The sequence below is a fragment of the Microbulbifer sp. VAAF005 genome (assembly GCF_030012985.1).
GTDB lineage: Bacteria > Pseudomonadota > Gammaproteobacteria > Pseudomonadales > Cellvibrionaceae > Microbulbifer.
Window position 1 is genome coordinate 5,085,954 of the sequence record NZ_CP120233.1, and the last position, 21,882, is coordinate 5,107,835.

The 21,882-nt window shown below is 46.0% G+C and carries 15 protein-coding genes and 1 pseudogene; 8 read left to right on the plus strand and 8 right to left on the minus strand.

What is annotated here, in order from left to right:
- The first annotated feature begins 45 nt into the window (after positions 1 to 45).
- Positions 46 to 1,428 (plus strand): MFS transporter, encoded by a 1,383-nt coding sequence (locus tag P0078_RS22820; protein ID WP_282932161.1) that lies wholly within the window; start codon positions 46 to 48, stop codon positions 1,426 to 1,428.
- Between the two features lie 253 nt (positions 1,429 to 1,681).
- Positions 1,682 to 3,460: a sulfatase-like hydrolase/transferase gene (locus P0078_RS22825; protein ID WP_282932162.1), complete on the plus strand. Its 1,779-nt coding sequence runs from the start codon at positions 1,682 to 1,684 to the stop codon at positions 3,458 to 3,460.
- Between the two features lie 180 nt (positions 3,461 to 3,640).
- On the opposite strand, the gene P0078_RS22830 is transcribed toward P0078_RS22825, so the two are convergent.
- The 4 genes from P0078_RS22830 to P0078_RS22845 form a co-directional block, all read right to left on the minus strand.
- Positions 3,641 to 4,867 carry a hypothetical protein gene (locus P0078_RS22830; protein ID WP_282932163.1) on the minus strand — a complete coding sequence of 409 codons (1,227 nt, stop codon included), beginning with the start codon at positions 4,865 to 4,867 and terminating at the stop codon, positions 3,641 to 3,643.
- A gap of 348 nt (positions 4,868 to 5,215) precedes the next feature.
- Positions 5,216 to 6,439, minus strand: coding sequence for a hypothetical protein (locus tag P0078_RS22835; protein WP_282932164.1), 1,224 nt, complete (start codon positions 6,437 to 6,439; stop codon positions 5,216 to 5,218).
- A 200-nt stretch (positions 6,440 to 6,639) separates the two neighbouring features.
- Positions 6,640 to 6,996, minus strand: coding sequence for a hypothetical protein (locus P0078_RS22840; RefSeq protein WP_282932165.1), 357 nt, complete (start codon positions 6,994 to 6,996; stop codon positions 6,640 to 6,642).
- 281 nt (positions 6,997 to 7,277) lie between these two features.
- Entirely contained in the window at positions 7,278 to 7,472 is a 195-nt protein-coding gene (locus P0078_RS22845) for a hypothetical protein (RefSeq protein WP_282932166.1), read from the minus strand.
- Positions 7,473 to 7,588: 116 nt separating this feature from the next.
- Here P0078_RS22845 and P0078_RS24700 point away from each other — a divergent pair.
- Both P0078_RS24700 and P0078_RS22855 read left to right on the plus strand, forming a co-directional pair.
- Positions 7,589 to 8,076, plus strand: a pseudogene (locus P0078_RS24700) (MFS transporter).
- Positions 8,043 to 8,921: an MFS transporter gene (locus P0078_RS22855; RefSeq protein ID WP_282932168.1), complete on the plus strand. Its 879-nt coding sequence runs from the start codon at positions 8,043 to 8,045 to the stop codon at positions 8,919 to 8,921. Before P0078_RS24700 ends, P0078_RS22855 begins: the two are co-directional and overlap by 34 nt.
- Positions 8,922 to 8,928: 7 nt before the next feature.
- Here P0078_RS22855 and P0078_RS22860 read toward each other — a convergent pair whose 3' ends face one another.
- Positions 8,929 to 11,082 carry an alginate lyase family protein gene (locus tag P0078_RS22860; protein ID WP_282932169.1) on the minus strand — a complete coding sequence of 718 codons (2,154 nt, stop codon included), beginning with the start codon at positions 11,080 to 11,082 and terminating at the stop codon, positions 8,929 to 8,931.
- Positions 11,083 to 11,456: 374 nt separating this feature from the next.
- Between P0078_RS22860 and P0078_RS22865 the strand changes: the two genes are divergently transcribed.
- On the plus strand, positions 11,457 to 12,482 hold the full coding sequence (locus P0078_RS22865; RefSeq protein ID WP_282932170.1) for an IS630 family transposase: 1,026 nt from the start codon (positions 11,457 to 11,459) through the stop codon (positions 12,480 to 12,482).
- A gap of 161 nt (positions 12,483 to 12,643) precedes the next feature.
- Here P0078_RS22865 and P0078_RS22870 read toward each other — a convergent pair whose 3' ends face one another.
- Positions 12,644 to 13,453, minus strand: coding sequence for a sulfotransferase family 2 domain-containing protein (locus P0078_RS22870; RefSeq protein WP_282932171.1), 810 nt, complete (start codon positions 13,451 to 13,453; stop codon positions 12,644 to 12,646).
- 404 nt (positions 13,454 to 13,857) lie between these two features.
- Complete coding sequence (gene acnB, locus P0078_RS22875; RefSeq protein ID WP_282932172.1) at positions 13,858 to 16,473, minus strand: bifunctional aconitate hydratase 2/2-methylisocitrate dehydratase; 2,616 nt, start codon at positions 16,471 to 16,473, stop codon at positions 13,858 to 13,860.
- 302 nt (positions 16,474 to 16,775) lie between these two features.
- Here acnB and P0078_RS22880 point away from each other — a divergent pair, with 302 nt between their 5' ends.
- The gene (locus P0078_RS22880; protein ID WP_282932173.1) at positions 16,776 to 17,225 is read left to right on the plus strand and encodes a DUF1289 domain-containing protein; all 450 of its coding nucleotides are present in this window, start codon (positions 16,776 to 16,778) and stop codon (positions 17,223 to 17,225) included.
- 42 nt (positions 17,226 to 17,267) lie between these two features.
- Here the strand turns inward: P0078_RS22880 and P0078_RS22885 are convergent, their stop codons facing one another.
- Positions 17,268 to 18,203, minus strand: coding sequence for a hypothetical protein (locus P0078_RS22885; protein WP_282932174.1), 936 nt, complete (start codon positions 18,201 to 18,203; stop codon positions 17,268 to 17,270).
- Between the two features lie 220 nt (positions 18,204 to 18,423).
- Between P0078_RS22885 and P0078_RS22890 the strand changes: the two genes are divergently transcribed.
- Together P0078_RS22890 and P0078_RS22895 are read left to right on the plus strand one after the other, a co-directional pair.
- Positions 18,424 to 19,050, plus strand: coding sequence for a MiaE family protein (locus P0078_RS22890; RefSeq protein ID WP_282932175.1), 627 nt, complete (start codon positions 18,424 to 18,426; stop codon positions 19,048 to 19,050).
- Positions 19,051 to 21,253: 2,203 nt separating this feature from the next.
- Positions 21,254 to 21,472, plus strand: a complete 219-nt coding sequence (locus tag P0078_RS22895; RefSeq protein ID WP_282932176.1) for a hypothetical protein — start codon at positions 21,254 to 21,256, stop codon at positions 21,470 to 21,472.
- Positions 21,473 to 21,882: the final 410 nt, after the last annotated feature.

Here is a 21,882-nt window from a genome sequence, read left to right on the forward strand (position 1 = left end):
CCCCATGGACTAGAGTGTCACTAAGTGGGGTCTTAGAGAGCTTGCATGGTAAAAATGACAAAAGTGAAGGGTATCTCAGAAGGGCAAATCTGGGGGCTGTCTGTTCTCTTTTTATCAGTATTTTTGATCGCCAGTGATTTTACCGCCTTTTCACCGGCTCTCCCCGCTATCGCCAAAGACTTTTCCGTCCGCATATCTTTCGTTCACTGGGTTGTGAATGCCTATGCCCTGGCCTATGGAGTCATTATTGTGACCAGTGGGCGGTTGGCAGATATCTACGGGCGTGGAAAGATTTTTTTGATAGGTATCTTTATATTTTCCCTTTCATCTCTCCTGGGTGGCCTTGCCAATGAAGTTGAGGTGCTGCTAATCGCCAGAGCATTGATGGGGCTAGGGGGTGCATTGGCCTGGTCGGCAATGCTGGGGATGGTTTATACATTGTTGCCATCAGATCGTGCTGGATTTGTCGGGGGATTTATTTTGGCTGCGCTAGGGGTGGCTACAGCTTGCGGCCCTGTTATAGGTGGGATCTTGTCAGACTTTCTGAGCTGGCGCTGGATTCTATTTATCAATATTCCCATTGCTATTTTGGTGGTTGCTTTTTATGGATTAAAGTACCCCAAAGAAAAATATGAGAAAAAAGTGGAGAGAATTGACTATTTGGGTGTATTGACACTCTCCCTGTCATTATTCCTATTTTTGCTTGCCTTGGATTTTATGACAGAAAAAACCACTTCTGGAATATTGGTTGTTTGCTTGTTGGTAGTTTCGCTTATCTCTGCGATCAGCTTTATCATAATTGAGTCATATATGGCAGATGATGCACTGATTCCTGCGAGTTTGGTAACTAATCGTATTTTCATGGTGTCAGGAGTCAGTGTCTTTTTTGTTGCCATCGCGTTCTTTGCAATCCTTGTCTATATCCCTCTGCTTTTTATTAGCGTGCATCATTATTCCGCATTTCAGGCCGGATTGGCTTTGTTGCCGGCTATGGTTTCTTCTGGCATTTTTGCCTTTGTATCTGGAGCTATTCATGAACGGTTTGGCCCAAAGCTGTTGCTCTGCTCAGGTGCTTTGGCGATGAGTCTGGGGCTTTTTATGCTCTCGGTCCACGGTAATCATATCGTCTATCTGGTCTTTGTACCGGGTATGTTATTGATTGGCATTGGATTAGGTATATTTAGCCCTGCCGCTGTGACTGCCGCAATAACCTCCGTGGAGGCCAGTAAATCCAGTTTGTCTGGCGCTGTTGTCTATATGTTCCGTTTTTTAGGTGGCGCTGTGGGCTTGGGGATCAATTCAGCCATATTGGCGTCAGCGCCGGATATTGCTGCCGGTGTAAACCGAGCACTACTGGTAGATGGGTTTATTGTTCTGATAGGTTTCTTGATTTCTCTTCTCTTCTTCCAGGAGAAGAAGGGAAGGTAATAAAAGGATATTTATTTCCTCCTGGTAACCTAGTTTCTTACTGTCCTTCACAGGCGTGTTCCTTTTCTTATATTCTCCAAATATTGATTGTAAAGTATAGGGCCAGCACTCAGAGCTATCCTTAAATGAATATCAGGGAAAGCTATCTCTATTTTAATTTGTATGGGCTATTGGCAATTTAACTTTGGTGGATTCTGCGGTATTGTGGTTTTAGCGGCCACAAGTCAATATTTACGTTAACGGGATGTCGGATATGAAGCTGTCTTGGCTGTGTTTCTTTCGCAGAAAACTATCTATTGTTTACTTTGCTTTAATCTTTGTTCTATCAAGTTCTGCTGTTCAGGCAGAAAACTTGCGGGGAAGCACCACGGGGCCAACCTCTGCACCAGGATACAGCCACCCGGATCAGTTTCTGCATCTAAAGCCTGTAAAACTGGCTGACAATATGTATCCGGTAATTCAGCATCCGCAAGAGGAAAAGCAAGCTAGACAGAAGCTGGCTCTTCTGGAGGAGAAATTTGGTAAAAAGCCTAACATATTGATTTTCCTACTTGATGATGTGGGCTGGATGGATGTTGGCTTTAATGGTGGAGGTATTGCTGTCGGCAATGCTACGCCCACCATGGATAAGCTGGCGAATGAGGGGCTTATTCTAACCTCTGCCTACTCAACGCCTTCATGCTCGCCAACACGGGCAACGATTCATACCGGTCAGAATCCCTTGCACCACGGCATTTTGCGCCCGCCGATGTATGGTGAAGCCGGCGGTTTGGATGGTGCAGTCACAATGCCCGCCATACTCAAGAAGTTGGGATACATTACCCAGGGAGTCGGGAAATGGCATATGGGCGAAAATAAGGGATCGTTACCGCAGAATGTTGGCTATGACAATTACCGGGGATTTCTCGGTGTATCAGATATGTATACGGAATGGAGAGACATCTATTTTAATCCGGAAGTGGCACTGTCTCCAGAGCGCTTTGCCATGATGCAGAAGGAGCCTTTTAGTCATAGCGAAGTACACTGTACGCCGCAGGATACGGAACGGTGTGAAGATGTTCATTTGATTGATCTGGACTATATCAAGGTGCTCGATGACCAATGGATGGATTACAGTGTAAATTTCATTAGGCAAATGAAAAGCTCTGAAAAGCCATTCTTTTTGTATCACGCCCCCCGAGGTTGTCACTTTGATAATTATCCATCTGATAAATGGGCAGGGAAATCGCGAGCTCGTACAGTATATAGCGACTGTATGGTGCATATGGATTATGTACTTGCACAGCTATTTAGTGCATTGCAGGAGACAAACCAGCTGGATAACACCCTGATTTTCTTCACCTCGGATAATGGCCCCGAGTGCGAGGTTCCCCCTTATGGCCGAACCCCTTTCCGGGGTTGTAAAGGTACAAGCTGGGAGGGTGGAGTAAGAGTGCCGACATTTGCCTATTGGAAGGGGATGATAAAGCCTCGCCGTACTGAAGGGTTGTTTGACCTGGCTGATCTCTTTAACACGGCCATTTCGATAGCAGGTAAGCCAGGCAAAGAGGTTGCCGGCTTTGTCAGTGAAGATCGATATATCGATGGTATCGATCAAACGGGAATGCTGTTGGCGGATAATGGCCAGTCTGCACGCCGTAGCAGACCCTATACAATGAATCAGTATTTTTCTGCAATGCGTATTGATGAGTTCAAATATGTATGGACGGCAGAAATCGAGAATGGTGTTGTACAGAGAGGGAACTGGGGCGGGTTTAGTGGTCCTATCTTTGTCGAGAGTGGCGGGGCAATATTATTTAACCTTTATTCCAATCCTCAGGAAGATGTCAGTATCGGTGTGCGTCATTTGCCAATGCTTGTGCCGGTGATGACAACAGCAGGGGACTACATGAAAGAACTTATTAAGTATCCCCCACAATTCAAGATCGGTTTTATATCCAATAATCCGCCAATCTATGACCTTTTACCTCAAGCTAAAGAGAAGTTAGAGCAGTTTGAGAAAGAGGGTACTGGTAAGTACCCCTGGCCTTAGAGTTGAATCTTGAAATACAACTTTAACTCTACGAGTGGATTTATGCTTGAGCCGTTTAATTATGTAAAAGTTTGATGGTCATGAAACTGGGTGAAGGGAGTGATTCTCTAGGAATACAAGCCTCAACCGATCACACAAAATGGCCGGCCTCAATCGTGATTCTGGAGGCCGGCCTGGGGATTATTGTAAGATTGTGCCTGTGTTACTGGTGCCCACTTGCGTAGCGGTTGCAGAGTTTCCAGATGTTGCCTGGGTGGTATCATGGGTGTTTGTTGTACCCATTTGCGTAATGTTGGCGGTATTCATCATCATTGATTGGTTAATCGTAACCGTATTGGAATCTCCAATCTGTTCCACATCGGCAACCAGTAAATCTCCGAGCTGAAACAGCGTAGAGGAATTACTTAGGCCATCCTGTTCGATCTCAGCATCGTTACTGTCACCAAATTGAATGGCAAAAACCATATTGGTTGTACCCAGTTGTTCGGCAAAAAGGTTATTACCGAGGCCGTCCTGCTGTCCAAGATCAGCATCGTTTGAATCACCATCCTGTATTAGCTCGGCAGTACCACCGGTAGATGTAAATTGTGTTATGAGTGAGGTATTACCTGTCCCTAACTGGATTGTACTCTGAACATTCCCCGAGCCAACGGCGACCTGAAAAAAGGTAGCCATATTTGATGTTCCATCCTGAAATACAGTTGCCGTGCTAGAGGATTCGTTTGCCTGAGTACCGTCGACTTCATTGGATGTTCCAAGTTGGGTAACAACAATCCCATTCCCTGAACTGCTTGATTGAACAATTGAGCCGATATTGGAGTCACCATTTTGGGTAATAGCGGCAGTATCGAGGGAGGAATTGAGTTGTGTTGTGGTGAATTGATTGGACGTGCCAATTTGTGTGGTTGTCGAAGTTACCGATGTGGTATTGGTTTGAGTAGCATCGAATAAATTAGTTTGACCACTTTGGAGTACAGTAATTGTCGATGTGGTCGCATTATCTTGCTCAATCGTCGAAACGGTATTGTTGTCGCCTATTTGGGTACTGTTGATAACACTATTTGTAGAGTTGGTTATCTGTGATGTGGTTGATGAGTTGTTGTCGCCGGTTTGAGTGAATATCGCAAAGTTACCCGACGTGGTGGGGTCAGCTTGGTTGGCTGTTGCTGTATTCCCGATGCCATTTTGATTGACAATCGTGGTATTGGCGATAGCATGCGCGCTGATTGCTAGAGCAAGTGCCGAAGCAATATAGGTGTAAGCTTTCATATCTACTTCCTTACAAATCAACATATTAATCTTTATCAAGCGGATTACCGCCTGTTTGTCGATTTGGGACTCTGCGGAACATCTGGTTAGGCAAAGACGGCTCTCAAATCCCTGGGTAATTACTTGAATTATTCCCATCCAAAGTTACCGCTGACACCCAAGACACTATCGTTAAAATGATATTGGGTGATGATGTAGGATGACCTAACGATTTTCGGTCAGGTGAGCGGTATTTTCCTTGGGAATTAAATATCAATATGCTGAGAATAAATGCTTAGAGGGATGGCTACAGGTTTGTTCTTAAGTTTTTGTATGAGCAAGATAGGCAGAGGCTAACCGAATCAACTACTTTTCTTGCTCATTGGAAATTTGGAAGTGAAAAGTTTGGAGCATAACAGACGGGTAGATTTTCACTTGAAAATCAAGATCCATGAGATTCTCGGTTGGCCGGCTCCGGTTGAAATTTCCCGGATGCCGGCCTTTGGATTACTGTAGGATGGTACCTACGTTACTGGTTCCCACTTGAGTAGCAGTTGCAGAGTTTCCAGATGTTGCCTGGGTAGTGTCATGGGTGTTAGTTGTACCCATTTGCATTGTACTGGCAGTATTCATGGTGGAGGTTTGAGTAATCGTAGCGGTATTGGTATCGCCAATCTGCTCCATAAAGGCCAGCAGTAGGCTTCCATCTTGGGAGAGGTCCGCAGAGTTACTTAAACCATCCTGTTCGATCTCCCCTTCGTTACCTGCTCCAGTTTGATACGTCATCACCATATTGGAGGTGCCAAGCTGCTCGGCGTAGAGGCTATTACCAGAACCTAAATCCTGCTCGATGTCGGCATCGTTTGAATCACCATCCTGTATTAGTTCAGCATAATCGCCGATGGATGTAAACTGTACGACTAATGAAGTGTTACTCGTTCCCAGTTGGATTGTAGTCTGGATATTTCCCGTTCCTAGCCCTTGGCCAAATGAGGCCATGTTTGATGTACCATCCTGAAATACAGTAGTGGTACTGGATGTTTCACTTGACTGAGTACCGCCTGTGGAATTGGTCGTTCCAAGCTGGGTGACAAAAATTCCATTCCCCGAACCTAATGCTTGAACAATAGAGCCGCTATTGGAATCACCATTTTGGGTAATTACGGTGGTATCTAGGGATGAATTCGTTTGTACCGTTGCATATTGGTTGGAGGTGCCAGTTTGCGTAGTTGTTGAGGTACTTGATGTAGTAGTATTTTGAAGTGCGTTGAATAAATTAGTCTGACCATTTTGCAATACATTAACTACTGACGTAGTGGCATCGCTTTGATCAATCGATGAAACGGTGTTGTTGTCGCCAATTTGGGTGCTATTGATAACGCTATTGGTAGAGTTGACTACCTGGGATGTGGTTGATGAGTTGTTGTCGCCTGTTTGTGTGAATATGGCAAAATTGCCGGAGGTGGTCGGGTCAGCCTGGTTAGATGTAGCAGTATTCCCGATACCATTTTGATTGACAATGGTGGTGTTGGCGGCAGCGTGCCCACTGATAACTAAAGCGACTGCCGCAGCAATGGAGGCGTAAGTTTTCATATCTGTTTCCTTACAAATCAACATATTAAGTTCTATCAAGCGCATTACTGCCTGTTTGTCGATTTGGGACTTTGCTGAATAGCTGGTTAGGCAAAGACGACTCTCAAATCTCTGGGTAATTACTTGAATTATTTTCACCCAAAGTTACCACTGGCATCCAAAATTCTATCGTTAAAATGATATTGGATGACGTTATAGGATGACCCTCCGATTCTCGGTCAGGTACCAAGTATTTTCCTTGGGAATTAACTATCAATAATCTGAGAAAAAATTCCCAGGCATAGGCGGATTTAAGGTTTTAACTAAGTATTACAAGGGGGAAAGGTGGGGCGGGTGTTTTATTCGTTATTTTCAAGTTTGATGGATTTGGTTGTAAAAAAATAGCATAAAAAGGAAATGGGAGTGGCGTATAAAGCGATAATAATTCCGAGGCTAGCAAGATTTGGTGTGGTTGTTACTGCTCCAATTGAATAAATCAATATGCCGGGAAGGATACCACCAAAAATCATAGAGGCTCGGTTATATCTTTGCATTTTTTGGAGGACGTGTTCTACCAATCTTCCATAGGTAAGGGTTACGATTAGGGCGATTGCAGTAGTTGCCAGATAAAATACCAGCATGGGCACCGTACCAATAATGATATGAAAAAATGATGCTCCTGGCAGGGAAAATATTGCAATAAAGGTTGGCAACATGATACATGTCATCGATGTTGCTGTAAGGGCAATCAGGAAAGATATATCCCTTCGCTTAGAAGGGGGTTATTTTCCAGGTTTGCCTTAGGTGGCTTGTAATAATTGGTGGACATGTATTTATGGGCTAAAAGTCTTCTATCCCACTTTATCCTCTTGATGTGGTAGAAATTATACTGTTTATAGTGTACACGATGAATTATGAAAGAATGTGGCGAGTATGTCACCCTCATAGGTGCTAAGATGACACGCATGTACATCTAAATAGTGGGTTTCATCGGCTGTCAGAAGGCATCTATTTTTGTATTATATCCATTAACTTGTTGATTATATTCTACATAATTTGTTGGTTGTGAAGATGTGGGTTGGCTCTGGATCCTGGCAGCTAAGGAGTAATGGCGTATGATTTTATTGTAAATGGCTTGTTGATGTTGTTGTTTCTCTTTTATCGCAAAGATAATTAACTGCTCACTATTCATAATACCTAGTCCTATCTAAAAGGTCATCGGAGCTAATTTGTTATTTTTATTAATCATGGATGGCAGGGATGAACGAGCGAAAAGTATCAGCAGATAAGCATCTTTATGCCGGCCTGATGGCTTTGTCCCTTGCAATCTTTATTGTCGCTAATGATTTCACCGCATTTTCTCCTGCACTACCTACCATCGAGCATGAATTTCACTCAGATATAACAACCACACAGTGGGTTATTAATGGGTATGCCCTGGTCTTTGGCGTATTGATAGTCTCAGGTGGTCGTCTTGCCGATATGTATGGCAGGAGAAGAGTGTTTATTGTCGGAACCTTACTATTCATGGTTTTTTCGTTGTTGGGTGGAATAGCGATCAATATGGGTATGTTGTTGATATCCCGAGCTTTGATGGGGGTTGGGGGGCGATGATGTGGCCATCAATTTTAGGCATGACCTATGGTTTGATGACAGAGAAGAGAGCGGGGTTAGCAGGGGGATTGGTGATCACTGTTTGCGGCATTGCCAATTCAGCCGGCCCACTGTTGGGGGGCGCTCTGGCTGATTATATCAGTTGGAGGTGGATTTTTTTATCAACCTACCTGTATCGGTGATCGCTCTTTACGTTTGCTGGAGAGTCATTCCCGATGATTCTCCAGAGTCTTGTGATGAACACATTGACTACGCCGGAATCACCTCTTTGTCGATGGCGCTACTTGCTCTATTGCTCGCTTTTGATCTTGTTGTTGATGTGGGTTTTAAAAGCCCACTGGTTCTCGGCCTTATTATCGCCTTTTTTCTGTTTATTTGCCTGTTTGCTTTTGTAGAGAACAGGGTGGGGCAGCAGGCCCTGATTCCGCCGGATGTGGCTGGGAACAGGCGATTTATTTTCGCCGGAATTGCTACTTTGCTGATTTCTGCACTCTTCTTTGCCGGGTTGTTCTTTATTCCACAGTTCTTAACCAATATTCGCAATACATCGGCTATGCAGGCGGGAATGGGGTTGATCCCTATGATGTTATCCTTCAGCGTTTTCGGATTTCTCGCAGGGAAATTATATGATGTGATCGGAGCGAAGAAAATAGTTTCTGCAGCGACATTACTAATGGCACTAGGAATGTATATTTTATCTCACATTCATAAAGATACTCAGTATACTTCTCTGATTCCCGGCCTGGTCATATTGGGTGGAGGTATCGGCTTGTTCAATTCCACTATTACAACTGTGGCTATTACGGTTGTTGATGAGAGTAGGGCGAGCCTGGCAGGTGCAATCATATTTATGTTTCAGATAGCGGGCGGAGCTGTAGGGTTGGGTTTAAATACCACTATAGTGGCGATGGCCAAAGATATGCCATCAGGCATTGATCATGCATTTACTCTCAATGCTTGTTTGGCAATATTTGCTTTTGTTGTTTGTATCCTATTTGTTGAAGCTGATAAGAATACTATAAATTAATTGTATTTTACTCAGGGATCTCTGGAGTTAACTTCTTGGTGGTTGTGAATGAATTGCTATGTTCTTCGTAGCCTAAATTCCAAAATGGGTGAATTGCTGTTTCAATAGGAAAAATAGATTTGTATTGGGGGGTATGCTTGGGGCCAAGTTTGATTCGTAAATTCAGTAGTTCCCCATATTGTTTTTGGTAAGCATTGATAATTGGGAGCAGCCTTTGCTTATCAATATCTTTAGCATTTCTATGAATCTCAAATTTCTGTAGGAACCAGCGTATTCCTTGTTGGACACCAGCTCCGTCTCTTGCAGTAAAATTCCATAGGTTCTCATCTAGCGTCATTGCCAATTCAGCAAGATGTATCCATAACTGCAGATTGAGACACTCATAGTGAGTGCTATTTTTTCCTTTGGTTTTTGGTTGTTGCTTACCCGAAGCATCAAATTGTTCCAGTATCCGGAAACGAGAGTCTCTAAGGGTTTTCCTGACAATTTGTGTCTGGTCGAGATAGAGAGCTACCGCTGCGACCTGTAAATCATACTGTGTGCCAAGATACCCCAAATCTGAGCGCATAGACTGACCGCAGGGGCTTCCTGTTAACCAGATGAGGTGCCGTTTCAGGAGATCGTCTAGTTGTTGAATTCTTGTTGAGTAGAGTCGATGTGTTTGTTTTAGGTTTTTTAGAGTAGAAAGCAAGTGGGCCAGAAGGCTGGGGTTTGCAGTCTCTAGTCGTCTGGTGTTTGCTTTGTCTTGGGTATCTGGGAATAGCTTGAGTAGGCTATCGTCGATTAATCGGGAAAACTCTGGTCTTACCTTGTGAGATTGAGCAAGGCCTGCAATCACTAAATCCTGCAGCAGGCAGTCTGTTGAATTGGATTGTAACTTCTGTTGTGCTCTCGCTGCTCTCTGTGTGGCTTCGCTCAATAGAGTGAGATAAGAAAAGCTGAGGTTACCCGTACTATTCGGTTCAGATGGCATGGTGGTTGGAGTATTTTTGTTTGGGGTGTAGTTGTCCAGTTGATCTAGCATTGTAAGGATGGCTTCGGAACGGGTTTCTCCCCGCTCTCGGCTGGACTGTTGATCCGTTCTTTCTAGGTGGGGTTTACCAGAAAACAATCTGGCCACCCAGGCGCCCTGAATGTAGTGGCCTGCATCCTTTGAGTAGTCAGGGCATGGGAGATCCCAGGGAAAAACGGCCCAATCATCCCATTTCCCCGGTACCCCTAGGCGCCATAAAAATTCTACCTTAGGGCGTCTTCCGTAGCAGAATCGGCTATCAAAAACCTCTGTGCTATCAGATCGAAATAGAACCTGTGGCTCCTCTGTGGGGGAGGGTTCGAAGTCTTCACGCAGTATGGACTGATTATCCAATAATCTTGCCATTGGGATAATATGGTATGGGTAAGTGGCATGGTTGAGAACTTGTTGTTTTATTGCGTTCCAGGCTTTTGAACTCACAAAGCAATTGCCATCCCAGGGTAAAATCCAATCTGCTTTTGATTTGCCATCTTTCAGAGCGAGATTTCTCGCTCCATTATTATTCATTACATAGTTGTTTTTATGACGGTATAGACCCAGCTCGGCTTGTATTTCCAAATCCCGTCGCATGCAAAGGTCTTTCAGTTTATAGGGGGCATAATTAATCGGGTAATCCAAGATGTTCCACCCAATTTCTTTGTATTCATCCCAGTGAAAGGGGATTCTCAAGTAACTTTGTTTGTAATTGCAAAGCAGTTTGATAATGGCAGTTTCCTCGCTTGGGTCGACAATTCGGTTGAGGATGAACACCTTCTTGCAACCCTCTAGTGGAGGTTCATGCTGCAAGATGAATTCAAGATTTTTGTAGGATTGTCCGGCACTGTGTCGAGGGATTAGGTCGTTGCCGATAATTCTGTAAAGAATAAAAGTCTGTGCATTGTCTGATGTGCTTGTATAGGAGTTACTTGGTATAGTCTTTGGGTAGGGTGGGCGACTATTGGGGAAGTAGAAGTTTGGGAAATGGCGATGCTTGTGGAAGATAGCATTGATTAGGCGACCGGCATACTTCAGGGTCTTCCGTTTGAATTTTTGAATGAAAAACGCCCGGCGATTCTGCCACCGTATTAAAAAAGTATCTTTACCGGGAGTTATTGGTTTTTGTTTAAAACCAGGGTGTTTAATGGGCATTGGTATCTATATTCTTATAGTTCGATATTTTGAAGGTGTATTTAAGCGAACCTTATTGTTATCAGGGGAATTCCTAATGGTCGAACTTTTACATTATGGCTTGTAAATGATTATAGCTGACCTGATTTTAGGGATGGAGAGGCAAAGGAAGTTGTAAATTACGCCATCACTGAAGCTTATCGCCATTAGTTGATACAAATTGAGGTGGTTATGAGTGATAACAATTCGCGTCGTTCCACTTGTCTTCTCGGGTAGATTCAAAGGTAGCTATATTTCAAGCAATAATCGAGAAGTTTTCGCTGTTGTGGGTGCGGATGATCTAAGAGATACTAGCGGGGCAGAAATAATCAGTACACCCTGGTAATATAAACTGCATGAAATACGATGCCAGAAAACTTAGTACTGAGGAGCAGCACCTCATACGTAAAATTGCTGTTCAGCGAGTATTTGATGGAGAATCTGCGGCGGAGGTTAGTCGTAGCCTAGGGCTGGGGAGCAGAACTATTTTCCCATGGTTAAGGACTGCTCGGGAGAAAGGTATTGAAGCGCTATCTCCAAAAATTAGACCTGGACGCGGTAGAAAACTGTCAGCTATTGAAGAAGAGGAAGTCAAACGATGGATTATTGGTGGCGATCCAAGGCAATATGGCTTTGATTTCGGATTGTGGACACGTCAGATCGTATCGGATTTGATTTTTGAGAGATTCAAAATTGAACTTAGCGTTTCTAGTGTCGGCACACTTCTACATCGACTGGGCCTGACGCCACAAAAGCCTCTACGAAGAGCTTACGAGAGAGATGAGAAGGCGGTGAATAAATGGGTAAAGGAAGTCTATCCAAAGATTAAATCTTATGCGAAAAAAACTGGTGCAGAAATATTTTGGCTGGACGAGGCTAGTATCAGATCAGACGATCCACTCCAAAGGACATGGGGAGAAAAAGGAAAAACTCCAGTGGTAAAAATGAGTGGTCAAAGACAGTCAATCAATGCGATCTCAGCTTTATCGAATAGAGGTGGCTTCTGGTATCATATTTATAGTGGAAAGTTCACGGCAGAAAAGTGCGTAGAATGCTTCAAAAATTTCCAGAGAAGTCAGAAAAGACCAGTGATTCTCATTGTTGATGGGCACCCAGTACACAAATCGAAAAAGGTATTGGAGTATGTCGATTCACAGGATGGAAAGCTTGAAATGGTGTTCTTACCGCCATATGCACCAGACCTAAATCCAGATGAGTTGGTCTGGAATCATATGAGAAATATAGGGACTTCAAAGAGGCCGCTGAAAAAAGGTGAGACACTACTGAGTCGTGCAAATGCAGATTTGCAGAGCATCAAGAAAAATAGAAAACTTGTGAAATCATTTTTTCAAGAGTCGACTGTATTCTTTGCTGCTGCCTAGGTAGTATGTTTGGAGGGAGTTTCTTATATTTGTATATGGGTAGCAACATTGCGCTCTTTTTATTTGAATCAGCATAACTTATACCATTCGTAATCCTCTCCCCCTTTGCAGGGTTGTCGTCTTGGTGGGGGCTTCCACGACTTGGTATGTTTTCAGTGTTTTTACATCTCTTTGTAACCCTTGCCAGAAAATATTGGTCCATGCTTATCAGTAAATCTTTTGTAAATTTCCATATCATATTGGCAAATCTTCTCAATTTTCTTGATTGCTTTTGCGTCTGATTTTATCTCCTGAGCAAGTTTGGTATTAGGACTCTTGTTGATCTTAGGGATGTCTAGTTTTATATCGAAGTCTTTAGATATTTGTTGGGTTAACTTATTTAAATGATCAGTTGTGCCAACAACTGAAAACTGCTGTAAATTTTCTAAGGCCCGCTCTATATGCTCTGAAGGATTGGAGTCGGCAAAATCGGAAAAATACCGTATGAAAACTTGCCCTGTCATGGCCCCAACCTGGGATTCTATATATTTTTCCAGCGGGAGGGAGTTCTTGTCCCATTGGCTCTTTTTGTAGGTGTTGTAGGTGTAGAGAGATATCCATCTGTCAATAGGGTTTCGTAATACTGTTATAAAATTCCATTCGCGGGAAAAATTCTTTACAACATTCGGACGGCAGAATGAGTGTCCGTGCCCATAATAATTAGACTTTATAGACAGGTTGTGAACCATTACAGTTTCTCGTACAGACATCATTGGCATTTCTAATACGTCTGATGCTCGTTTGCTAACTGCTCGTTTAATACTGAAACTGCCTAATTTATTTGGCTCATAATATTGAGAACTAATGGCGGAGTGCAGGGAGGAACCTGCACATTTCGGGATGTGGCAAAAAAAGATTTTAGGGGGAGATTCGAGTCTTATAGGAAACTTTTTGAATGTAGGTCGGCTAAATTTCATCAATAATTTTTTCATTTAAAGAAAGTCTATCGAGTAATAGAGGTTGTTTTCCAATAAATCATCGAATTTAATTTTCTAAGGTTTCTCGTTGTAAACTCTGTATGAATGCCAATCTTTAAATCTAGCCGGTGGTAATGAAGTGGGCAATATATTGTTTGCTTAGTGGCGGCTTTTATGTTGTTTAGCCTTTCAATTTAAGGCTCATCTCCCGAATCTCAGCCGGAAGAATGTATACACTTTCGCAGTGGGGTATTTCAAAAGTTTATTTATGGGCCAATAGTGGTTGTGACTTTAGGGGCTTGCGTAGGAATTAGCGGCAGGAAAATCTGGTTTTGCAGGGTAGGGAGATAGAAATATTTTTTATAGACAAAAAAAGCCCCGCTAAATTGCGGGGCTTTTCGTCTGGATCAGGCTGTCACCTAGACATTCACTTCCTGGATCTCAGTCGCGGCGATGCGCTTGCCTTCTTCGGCAGACTTTTGGAAGTCTTCAATCTGATCGAAGTTCAGGTAGCGGTAGATCTCGCTGGACATGGAATCCAGGTTCTGTGCGTATTCCTGGTACTCAGCCGGAGTCGGCAGTTTACCCAGGATGGCGCCTACAGAAGCCAGCTCAGCGGAGGTCAGGTACACGTTGGCACCATCGCCCAGACGGTTGGGGAAGTTACGGGTAGAGGTAGACAGTACGGTGGCGTTCGGTGCTACACGTGCCTGGTTACCCATACACAGGGAACATCCGGGCATTTCGGTGCGGGCACCGGCAGAGCCGTAGATGTTGTAGTAACCCTCTTCCATCAACTGGTGCTCGTCCATCTTGGTGGGCGGGGAGATCCACATGCGTGTGGAGATGCCACCTTTGTGTTCTTGCAGCAGTTTACCGGCAGCGCGGAAGTGGCCGATGTTGGTCATACAGGAGCCGATAAACACTTCGTCTACCTTGTCGCCAGCAACGTCGGACAGCAGGCGAGCGTCGTCTGGATCGTTAGGAGCACATACGATCGGTTCTTTGATCTCGGCCAGGTCGATCTCGATGACTTCCAGGTATTCGGCGTCGGCGTCCGCTTCCATCAGTTTCGGGTTGGCCAGCCACTCTTCCATGGCGCGCGCGCGGCGCTCCAGGGTACGCTTGGAGCCGTAACCTTCAGCGATCATCCAGCGCAACAGGGTTACGTTGGAGCGCAGGTACTCAGACATGGTGTCTTCGGACAGCTTGATGGTACAGCCAGCAGCGGAGCGCTCGGCGGAGGCGTCGGACAGCTCGAATGCCTGCTCTACAGTCAGGTCTTCCAGACCTTCGATCTCGAGGATGCGGCCGGAGAAGATGTTCTTCTTGCCTTTCTTCTCAACGGTCAGCAGGCCCTGCTTGATGGCGTAGAGAGGAATGGAGTGCACCAGGTCGCGCAGGGTGATGCCGGGCTGCATTTTGCCCTTGAAGCGCACCAGTACGGACTCAGGCATATCCAGCGGCATAACACCAGTAGCGGCGGCGAAAGCTACCAGACCGGAACCTGCCGGGAAGGAGATACCCATGGGGAAGCGGGTGTGGGAGTCACCACCGGTACCTACGGTGTCCGGCAGCAGCATGCGGTTCAGCCAGCTGTGGATGATGCCGTCTGCCGGGCGCAGGGAAACACCGCCACGGTTCATGATGAAGTCCGGCAGGGTGTGCTGGGTGCTGATATCAACGGGCTTGGGGTAGGCCGCAGTGTGACAGAAAGACTGCATTACCAGGTCGGCGGAGAAGCCGAGGCAGGCCAGGTCTTTCAGTTCGTCGCGGGTCATGGGGCCAGTGGTGTCCTGGGAGCCCACAGTGGTCATTTTCGGCTCGCAGTAGGTGCCCGGACGGATACCTTCAACGCCACAAGCTTTACCAACCATCTTCTGCGCCAGAGTGTAACCCTTGCCGGTGTCGGCAGGTTGCTCAGGCTTGCGGAACAACTCGGAAGGCGCCAGGCCCAGGGCTTCACGGGCTTTGCCGGTCAGGCCGCGGCCGATGATCAGGTTGATACGACCGCCAGCCTGAACTTCGTCCAGCAGTACGTCGGACTTCAGTTGGAATTCAGACAGGACTTTACCGTCTTCAGCCAGGATCTTGCCGTCGTAGGGGCGGATTTCGATAACGTCGCCCATGCCCAGTTCGTCAACAGGGGCTTCGAATACCAGCGCGCCGGCATCTTCCATGGTGTTGTAGAAGATTGGGGCAACTTTACCGCCGATACAAATACCGCCGCCTTTCTTGTTGGGCACGCCGGGCATTTCGTCACCGAAGTACCACAGTACGGAGTTGGTGGCGGATTTACGGGAAGAACCGGTACCTACTACGTCGCCAACGAAAGCAACGGGCAGGCCTTTGGCTTTAACTTCTTCAATCTGCTTCAGCGGACCGGTAACGCCAGCTTCTTCTGGCTCCAGGCCGTCGCGCTTCATTTTGTACATGGCCAGCGCGTGCAGGGGGATGTCCGGACGGGACCAGGCATCCGGTGCCGGAGACAGGTCGTCGGTGTTGGTTTCGCCGGTTACCTTAAATACGGCAACTTTGATGCTCTCGGGCACTTTGTTACGCTTGGTGAACCACTCGGCGTCAGCCCAGGATTGGATGACTGCTTTGGCGAATTCGTTGCCGGTTTTGGCTTTCTCTTCCACGTCGTGGAAGGCGTCAAACATCAGCAGAGTGCCTTTCAGCTGCTCGGCAGCCAGCTCGGCCAGATCTTTGTCGTCCAGCAGCTCGACCAGGGTGGAAATGTTGTAGCCGCCCAGCATTTGGCCCAGCAGTTCTACAGCGTGTTTGCGATCGATCAGCGGGGATTCTGCTTCACCTTTGATAATGGCGGACAGGAAACCGGCTTTAACATAAGCGGCTTCGTCAACGCCCGGCGGAACGCGGTGGGTGAGCAGGTCAACCAGTTCCTGTTCTTCGCCTTTTGGCGGATTTTTCAGCAATTCAACCAGGCCGGCGACTTGCTCGGCGTCCAATGGCTTTGGCGGAATGCCTTGTTCGGCGCGTTCGGCGACGTGTTTGCGATAGGCTTCAAGCACTGATAAGTCCCTCTTGGTGTGTGGGGTGGCACCTACAGCGGGTGGAATTCCCGGTCTATTAACGGTCAGCCGGGATTTTTTTTCGAGGCCGCTGATGGCGGGGGGCGAATACTACAGGAAAGCCCTACTGCTGTTAAGTTTATCGAAAAATCAATAATTTAAGTGAATTATGACTATTTGCTAGGTGAATTTTAGTAGTTTGGCAGCTGGTACTTCCCCCTTTTCTTGGCGGCGGAAACAAAATAGGCTACGCGCAATTTGAAGGCCGCGCGGGCGGCATAAATAGGTTGGTCGGATAGTTAATGTATAAGAAGGTTCGCACGCCCTGTATCGGTGTTTGCTCCACGGGAATTGGCGATGATGTTTGCCGTGGCTGCAAGCGCTTTGCACACGAGGTGATTGATTGGAATGCCTACAGTGAAGAACAGCGCCGGATAATTGCCGAGCGCCGTGAAGGGTATTTGGTGAACGCAGTGCGCAGCCAGTTGGAGATCGTGGATCGCGAGCTGCTATTGGAGCAGCTTCATCACCAGCGGGTCCGTTTTGATGAAAGTCAAAATCCCTACTGTTGGGTGTTCGAACTATTGCGGGCAGGGGCCAGCCAAATAGGTGACTTGAAAGCGTTTGGTTTGCAGACCACTGCGCAGGCGCGCGGTGTCTCTCTGGTGGAAATTCGCCGCCTTATAGATGAGGAGTTTTACGCACTGTCTGTCGCCTATTACCAGCGCTACGTGGCGCCGGGTATTACCTAGGGCGGTTCAAAAATTGATGGCAGCCCCATTTGGGGCTTAGGTTCAGCGCTGCTGGCGCAAAAATACTCTGAGCGCCGGTAGAAAGGGTTCGCTGGCGATTGCCAGATCCCGCCTCTGGCGCCGTCGACTCAAACTCGGTTGATGGTCGACTCGGGTGAATTCAGGCAGTTGCCCGGCTTCGTTGGCTTCTACCAGAATCGGCATGGAGGAATAACCGACCTGATGATATTCCTCTTCCTCGCCTAGCCCGTGCCCATAGAAGATTTCCGCTACCTGCAGATTGGGGCGACTCTGTACCTGCACCTGGCGTAAATCCTCCTGCTGGCTTTTGTGTAGCCCGGCGAGCAACTGGCGCTGGTATTGGATACCGGGATCGGACCCTTGGGGGTCCAGCTGCACCAACTTCTTTTCACACCATTTCACCGTGACCTTGCGAATGGATTTACGCGCCTTGATCCATGAAAGAGTGATGGCATCAGGCCGCTTCGGGCACATCAAGACCAGGCGGTAGCACTGGCGTAGATGCGCGCGGGGGTACCCAGCATCCGCTAGGGTTTCCCGGACAGTGCGATCCTGTTCGGCCACTGGCCGCTCTGCCAGGGAGCTGCGAAGTTCGGCGATAGCCTTGGCAAAGATCTCTTTGTGGTTATTGAGTTGTTGAGCAAACTCAAGGGTTTTGGTCGGCACCGCCAATAAACCCGGTACCTGTAAAGTAGCGCGGGCATCTCCTCCGGCGCTAATGGGCTCCAGATAGTCGAGTTGTGAGTAGAGAGTGCCTGACAGTGAATAGGGGCGTTCAAAGCTCTGATTGAGGCTGAGTGCGGCATCCTGTGCGAAAGGGGGCTGAAGTAGATAGTGCTGCCAGGGTTTCTCGGCATTTTGCAGCAACTCCAGGGATTCTCTCAGGGCTTGGGCGGCGCCATGGACATTTTCTAATAACGGCGGGATAGCTTTTGCCTGGGTTCTGTAGTCATTCATCAGATATGCCGGATAAAAAGTGATTTTTATATTAATACACTTAATAAATCGTTATCAAATTGAGTGTATTTATCACTAGGGACCTTCCTGGATAATTGCAGCCCCGGTTTGTCAGTCGGGAGAGTAGTGCCCGCTGGTGGTTTAAAAGCGGGCGTTTGTGGCTTGGGGCCGCTATAATCCCGCGCCAAGTTATTTTGCTCCGGTTAAGTTTGTTCGCCCTATGAATGCTCAAGTCCCAGATCTGTCCGCTATCAATGAATTCCTGCTGTGTCCTACGCCCGATGCCTGGGTGGAGGCGGCATTGAAGGAGCCGGAAATGATGCTGATCGATCATGCCAACTGCGAGAAAAAAGCGGCGGGTACTGCCTTGAACCTGATGTTTCGCTATCTGAATGACTTTGAGCTGCTGAACAAAATGTCGCGTCTGGCTCGCGAAGAGTTACGCCACTTTGAGCAGGTGCTGGCGATTATGGAGAAACGCGGTATCGCCTATCCCCACGTTAGTGCCTCCCGCTACGCGGCCGGTCTTCGTGCCGAAGTCCGCAGCGCAGAGCCGGGGCGACTGATCGATACGCTGATTTGTGGCGCTATTATCGAGGCGCGCTCCTGCGAGCGCTTTGCACGGATTGCGCCTCAGTTAGATGATGAGTTGCAGAAGTTTTATCTCTCCCTGCTTAAATCTGAGGCGCGTCACTTCCGCGATTATCTACATCTTGCCCAGAAGGCTTCCGATGAAGATATTCAATCTAGGGTTCAGGCACTGCTGGAGAAAGAAAAGGAATTAGTGGAAGGCAGTGATGGGCAATTCCGCTTTCACAGTGGTGTGCCGGAGAGTGCCGGGCAGTAATTCTCGCTTGGCCTGCTAAGGTGGGTCAGATTTACAGGAAGCTTTTGCACTGATGTTTATTGGCTACAAGCTTCCTGATTCTATGGACCCCTGTTACACATTTTTGTTTTAAAATTCAGTACGGGCTTCTTTAATACTTCTCTGGTATAAGCCGATATTGCTTGATCGAACGCTATAGGCATGCGGGGTGAGAAGTACGTATTAAAGGGTACTTGTAATCTGTACTATCGTTAGAATGCTAGAAAGTAAACTTCGTACTCCAGGGATGGTTCTATTAAAGCTCTGTTAACCGCAGTTTTGAAAAATATTTTTACTGCCCTGTAGACTTCTACAGGGTATCCCTCCCTTAAAAAGACAAAGCTACGTTTGTATGGCGTCAATGTGTTGAAGTAGAGTATTTAAGCGCCGTTACTCTTTACTCTTTTGTTCTGGCTCGATCACTTTGAGCTCTCTAAAAGAAGTCGATAGCGAGCTATTAAGGCTCCCAAAACCAACTCGAATCTGTCCGGACTAGTGCCAGAAAAAGATCTGGCAGGCCTCTGGCTGAAGTTCTTTACTGACAGCCTGGTAGAACGATCTACTTCAGTAAGCCGGGGGTAAGTTGGAAGGGAAAAGTAAGATCAGAATCTAGCTTGTTGATAAAACCACTCATCTCCAGCTGCTAGTAGTGCTCAGCGAGTGGTCGTGCTTTCGGCGATGGTCTTCCACTCTTTTTTTAACAAATTGTTCAGATATGCTGATTTCGAGCAGAATTGAAACCAGAGTATGTTGCTAGTGCTTTGAAGGCTATTTACTATTTTGTGCAAATTCAGGTGAGTGCCAAATAGGAATTCTTTGTGTTTAGAAGTCTGGTGATTGCCTGTGGGGCGGCGGCATAACAGTTGCTGGAGTTGCGCCAAGTTTGTCTGGTCGAGGAGGTAAGTTGAATGTGTCAGTCTCTCAGTTTTTCCTGGGTAACTGCGGGCTAAGGCGACAGGCTTGATCGAGCCGACTATTTAATGGGGCTCACACCTAAGGTGGCCCAATGTAAAAATTTCCATTAAAACCTGGTTTTGTTAGCTTTAGGTTTGCGTAATGATTCGCCGGGATGATTCTTATGGTGGACTGGTACCAGATAGCCTGGTTTCTCTCCTCCCTCCCCAAAAATAAGCTGTCTTTCAGTTCCTGGCAATATATAGGTGCGGATAGAAATACAAAGACATGGCTGTTTTTTTCTTTACTCGATAATTTTGAGTAAGGCCTTATAAAACAAGACGATATCACGATGGCTCTAGTCACTCAGGCTGCTGAGAATTTTGGTTTGTAGCTAATATAAGGGGTTTTGGGACGCTCCACAGTAGATATGACCCTGATTTACATTTACCCTTGGGTAGATGGACGTATCAATAAGGCTTTTAAACTCCTCTTGGGGATTAAGGCTACCTGACTTTCATCAAGAAGGGCCACAAAAAGATAGTTAATTTCCCTCTTTATCCTGTTGGGATAGGTTAATATTTTGCCGTTGGAGTGCCAATATGGGTAGCTGACTCGGTATCAGTATTGATGCGCAAGGCGATATCTTGTAAATATTTCATTGACTCTTGGGGTGTTAAAAAATATTTACATGCAACTAAAAGTAAGGAGCGATTTCAAAAGAAGATCGAAGAGATGGTGACTTGGTTACATGGTGTCAAATATATGACAGTAGATTCAGGGTCTGGTGCAACGCTGTCATCTTCCATGATAGCCTTGACTTTACGCTAGATGTAGATACTGCCATTTTGGGGCTTATGCTCAATCAAATAGCGGGTTTTAGATAATCGGTAGTTAGATTTTTTAAATGGGATTCCATCATATGGTCAAGTCATGCTCCCTTGTTTTAGGGGATGACCGGCAAGCACTTCGGGCTTATTCCGGTGATAATATTGAACCTTTGACGGTGTTGATGCTCTTTTGGACTCTGGGGGGATTGAATATGATCCAGAGGGTGTCGACTACCACAGCTTCAGCTTTGCTGGCCACATTGTTCCGTTAGTTGTACCTGGGATGATCGCGTTGGCGTTATTTCATTCCTGAAAGCTAATAAGGTTCCACATGAGATTTTTAAGTTTAATTTAATGGGTTTGAAGGCTATTCAAATATCCATTAGTGTGGATGTTCCATAAATAGGGAGGTTTTTGGAGGACGGGAAGATGAAAAACTGGATCAATTAAGAGGAATTTTTATGAAAATTATATGTAGATTTTTTCTTGTTGCTGTAATTGTCAGTGTGTCTTTTGCTGGCTCAATACATAAGGATGTGGTTTATGCTTCTGCATTTGAAGGAGGAAAAACCCTTTCACAGGAGGCGTTAACGGCCGAGAGTGGCACCTCTGGTACAATGGTGGATAACGTTGGTTATATTATTGGGGCAATAATTAAAGCTCTATTGGGAGAGGAGTGATATTTTAACCCGGCGGACTTATGACAAAGTAATAGGTTAAAGTTCCGCTGGGTTATCTCTTGTTGCTGTAGCTACTTGCGTACTTAGTCTTTCATGGGTTAATGAAATTTTGTCGAAGGGTAGTGGCAAATTTTGTTATTGTGCAAATAGAAGTCGTCCCCACGTATTGTAATTGTCACATGCTCAATTTATAAATTTGCAGCCAGTGGATCAGCAGAGTCTTTTTCCTGCCTATTAAGAGTGCTGAAAAACCCGGTATCACCCAAATAATTTTATAAAATGAAAGATGATCAATTTGTTGGATGCTGGCTACAGCAGAGTCAGGCTCCAGTTTTAAATCAGGTGTATGCGGTATTTCGAGAATTTTAGTTTTGATTGAGAATAGTGTCTCTGTCTGCACAAATTCTGTT

Coding starts and splice junctions, on each gene's coding strand:
- P0078_RS22820 (WP_282932161.1), top strand. CDS start 46: ATGGTAAAAATGACAAAAGTGAAGGGTATCTCAGAAGGGCAAATCTGG.
- P0078_RS22825 (WP_282932162.1), top strand. CDS start 1,682: ATGAAGCTGTCTTGGCTGTGTTTCTTTCGCAGAAAACTATCTATTGTT.
- P0078_RS22830 (WP_282932163.1), bottom strand. CDS start 4,867: ATGGGAATAATTCAAGTAATTACCCAGGGATTTGAGAGCCGTCTTTGC.
- P0078_RS22840 (WP_282932165.1), bottom strand. CDS start 6,996: ATGTTGCCAACCTTTATTGCAATATTTTCCCTGCCAGGAGCATCATTT.
- P0078_RS22845 (WP_282932166.1), bottom strand. CDS start 7,472: ATGAATAGTGAGCAGTTAATTATCTTTGCGATAAAAGAGAAACAACAA.
- P0078_RS22860 (WP_282932169.1), bottom strand. CDS start 11,082: ATGCCCATTAAACACCCTGGTTTTAAACAAAAACCAATAACTCCCGGT.
- P0078_RS22865 (WP_282932170.1), top strand. CDS start 11,457: ATGAAATACGATGCCAGAAAACTTAGTACTGAGGAGCAGCACCTCATA.
- P0078_RS22870 (WP_282932171.1), bottom strand. CDS start 13,453: ATGAAAAAATTATTGATGAAATTTAGCCGACCTACATTCAAAAAGTTT.
- P0078_RS22880 (WP_282932173.1), top strand. CDS start 16,776: ATGTATAAGAAGGTTCGCACGCCCTGTATCGGTGTTTGCTCCACGGGA.
- P0078_RS22885 (WP_282932174.1), bottom strand. CDS start 18,203: ATGAATGACTACAGAACCCAGGCAAAAGCTATCCCGCCGTTATTAGAA.
- P0078_RS22890 (WP_282932175.1), top strand. CDS start 18,424: ATGAATGCTCAAGTCCCAGATCTGTCCGCTATCAATGAATTCCTGCTG.
- P0078_RS22895 (WP_282932176.1), top strand. CDS start 21,254: ATGAAAATTATATGTAGATTTTTTCTTGTTGCTGTAATTGTCAGTGTG.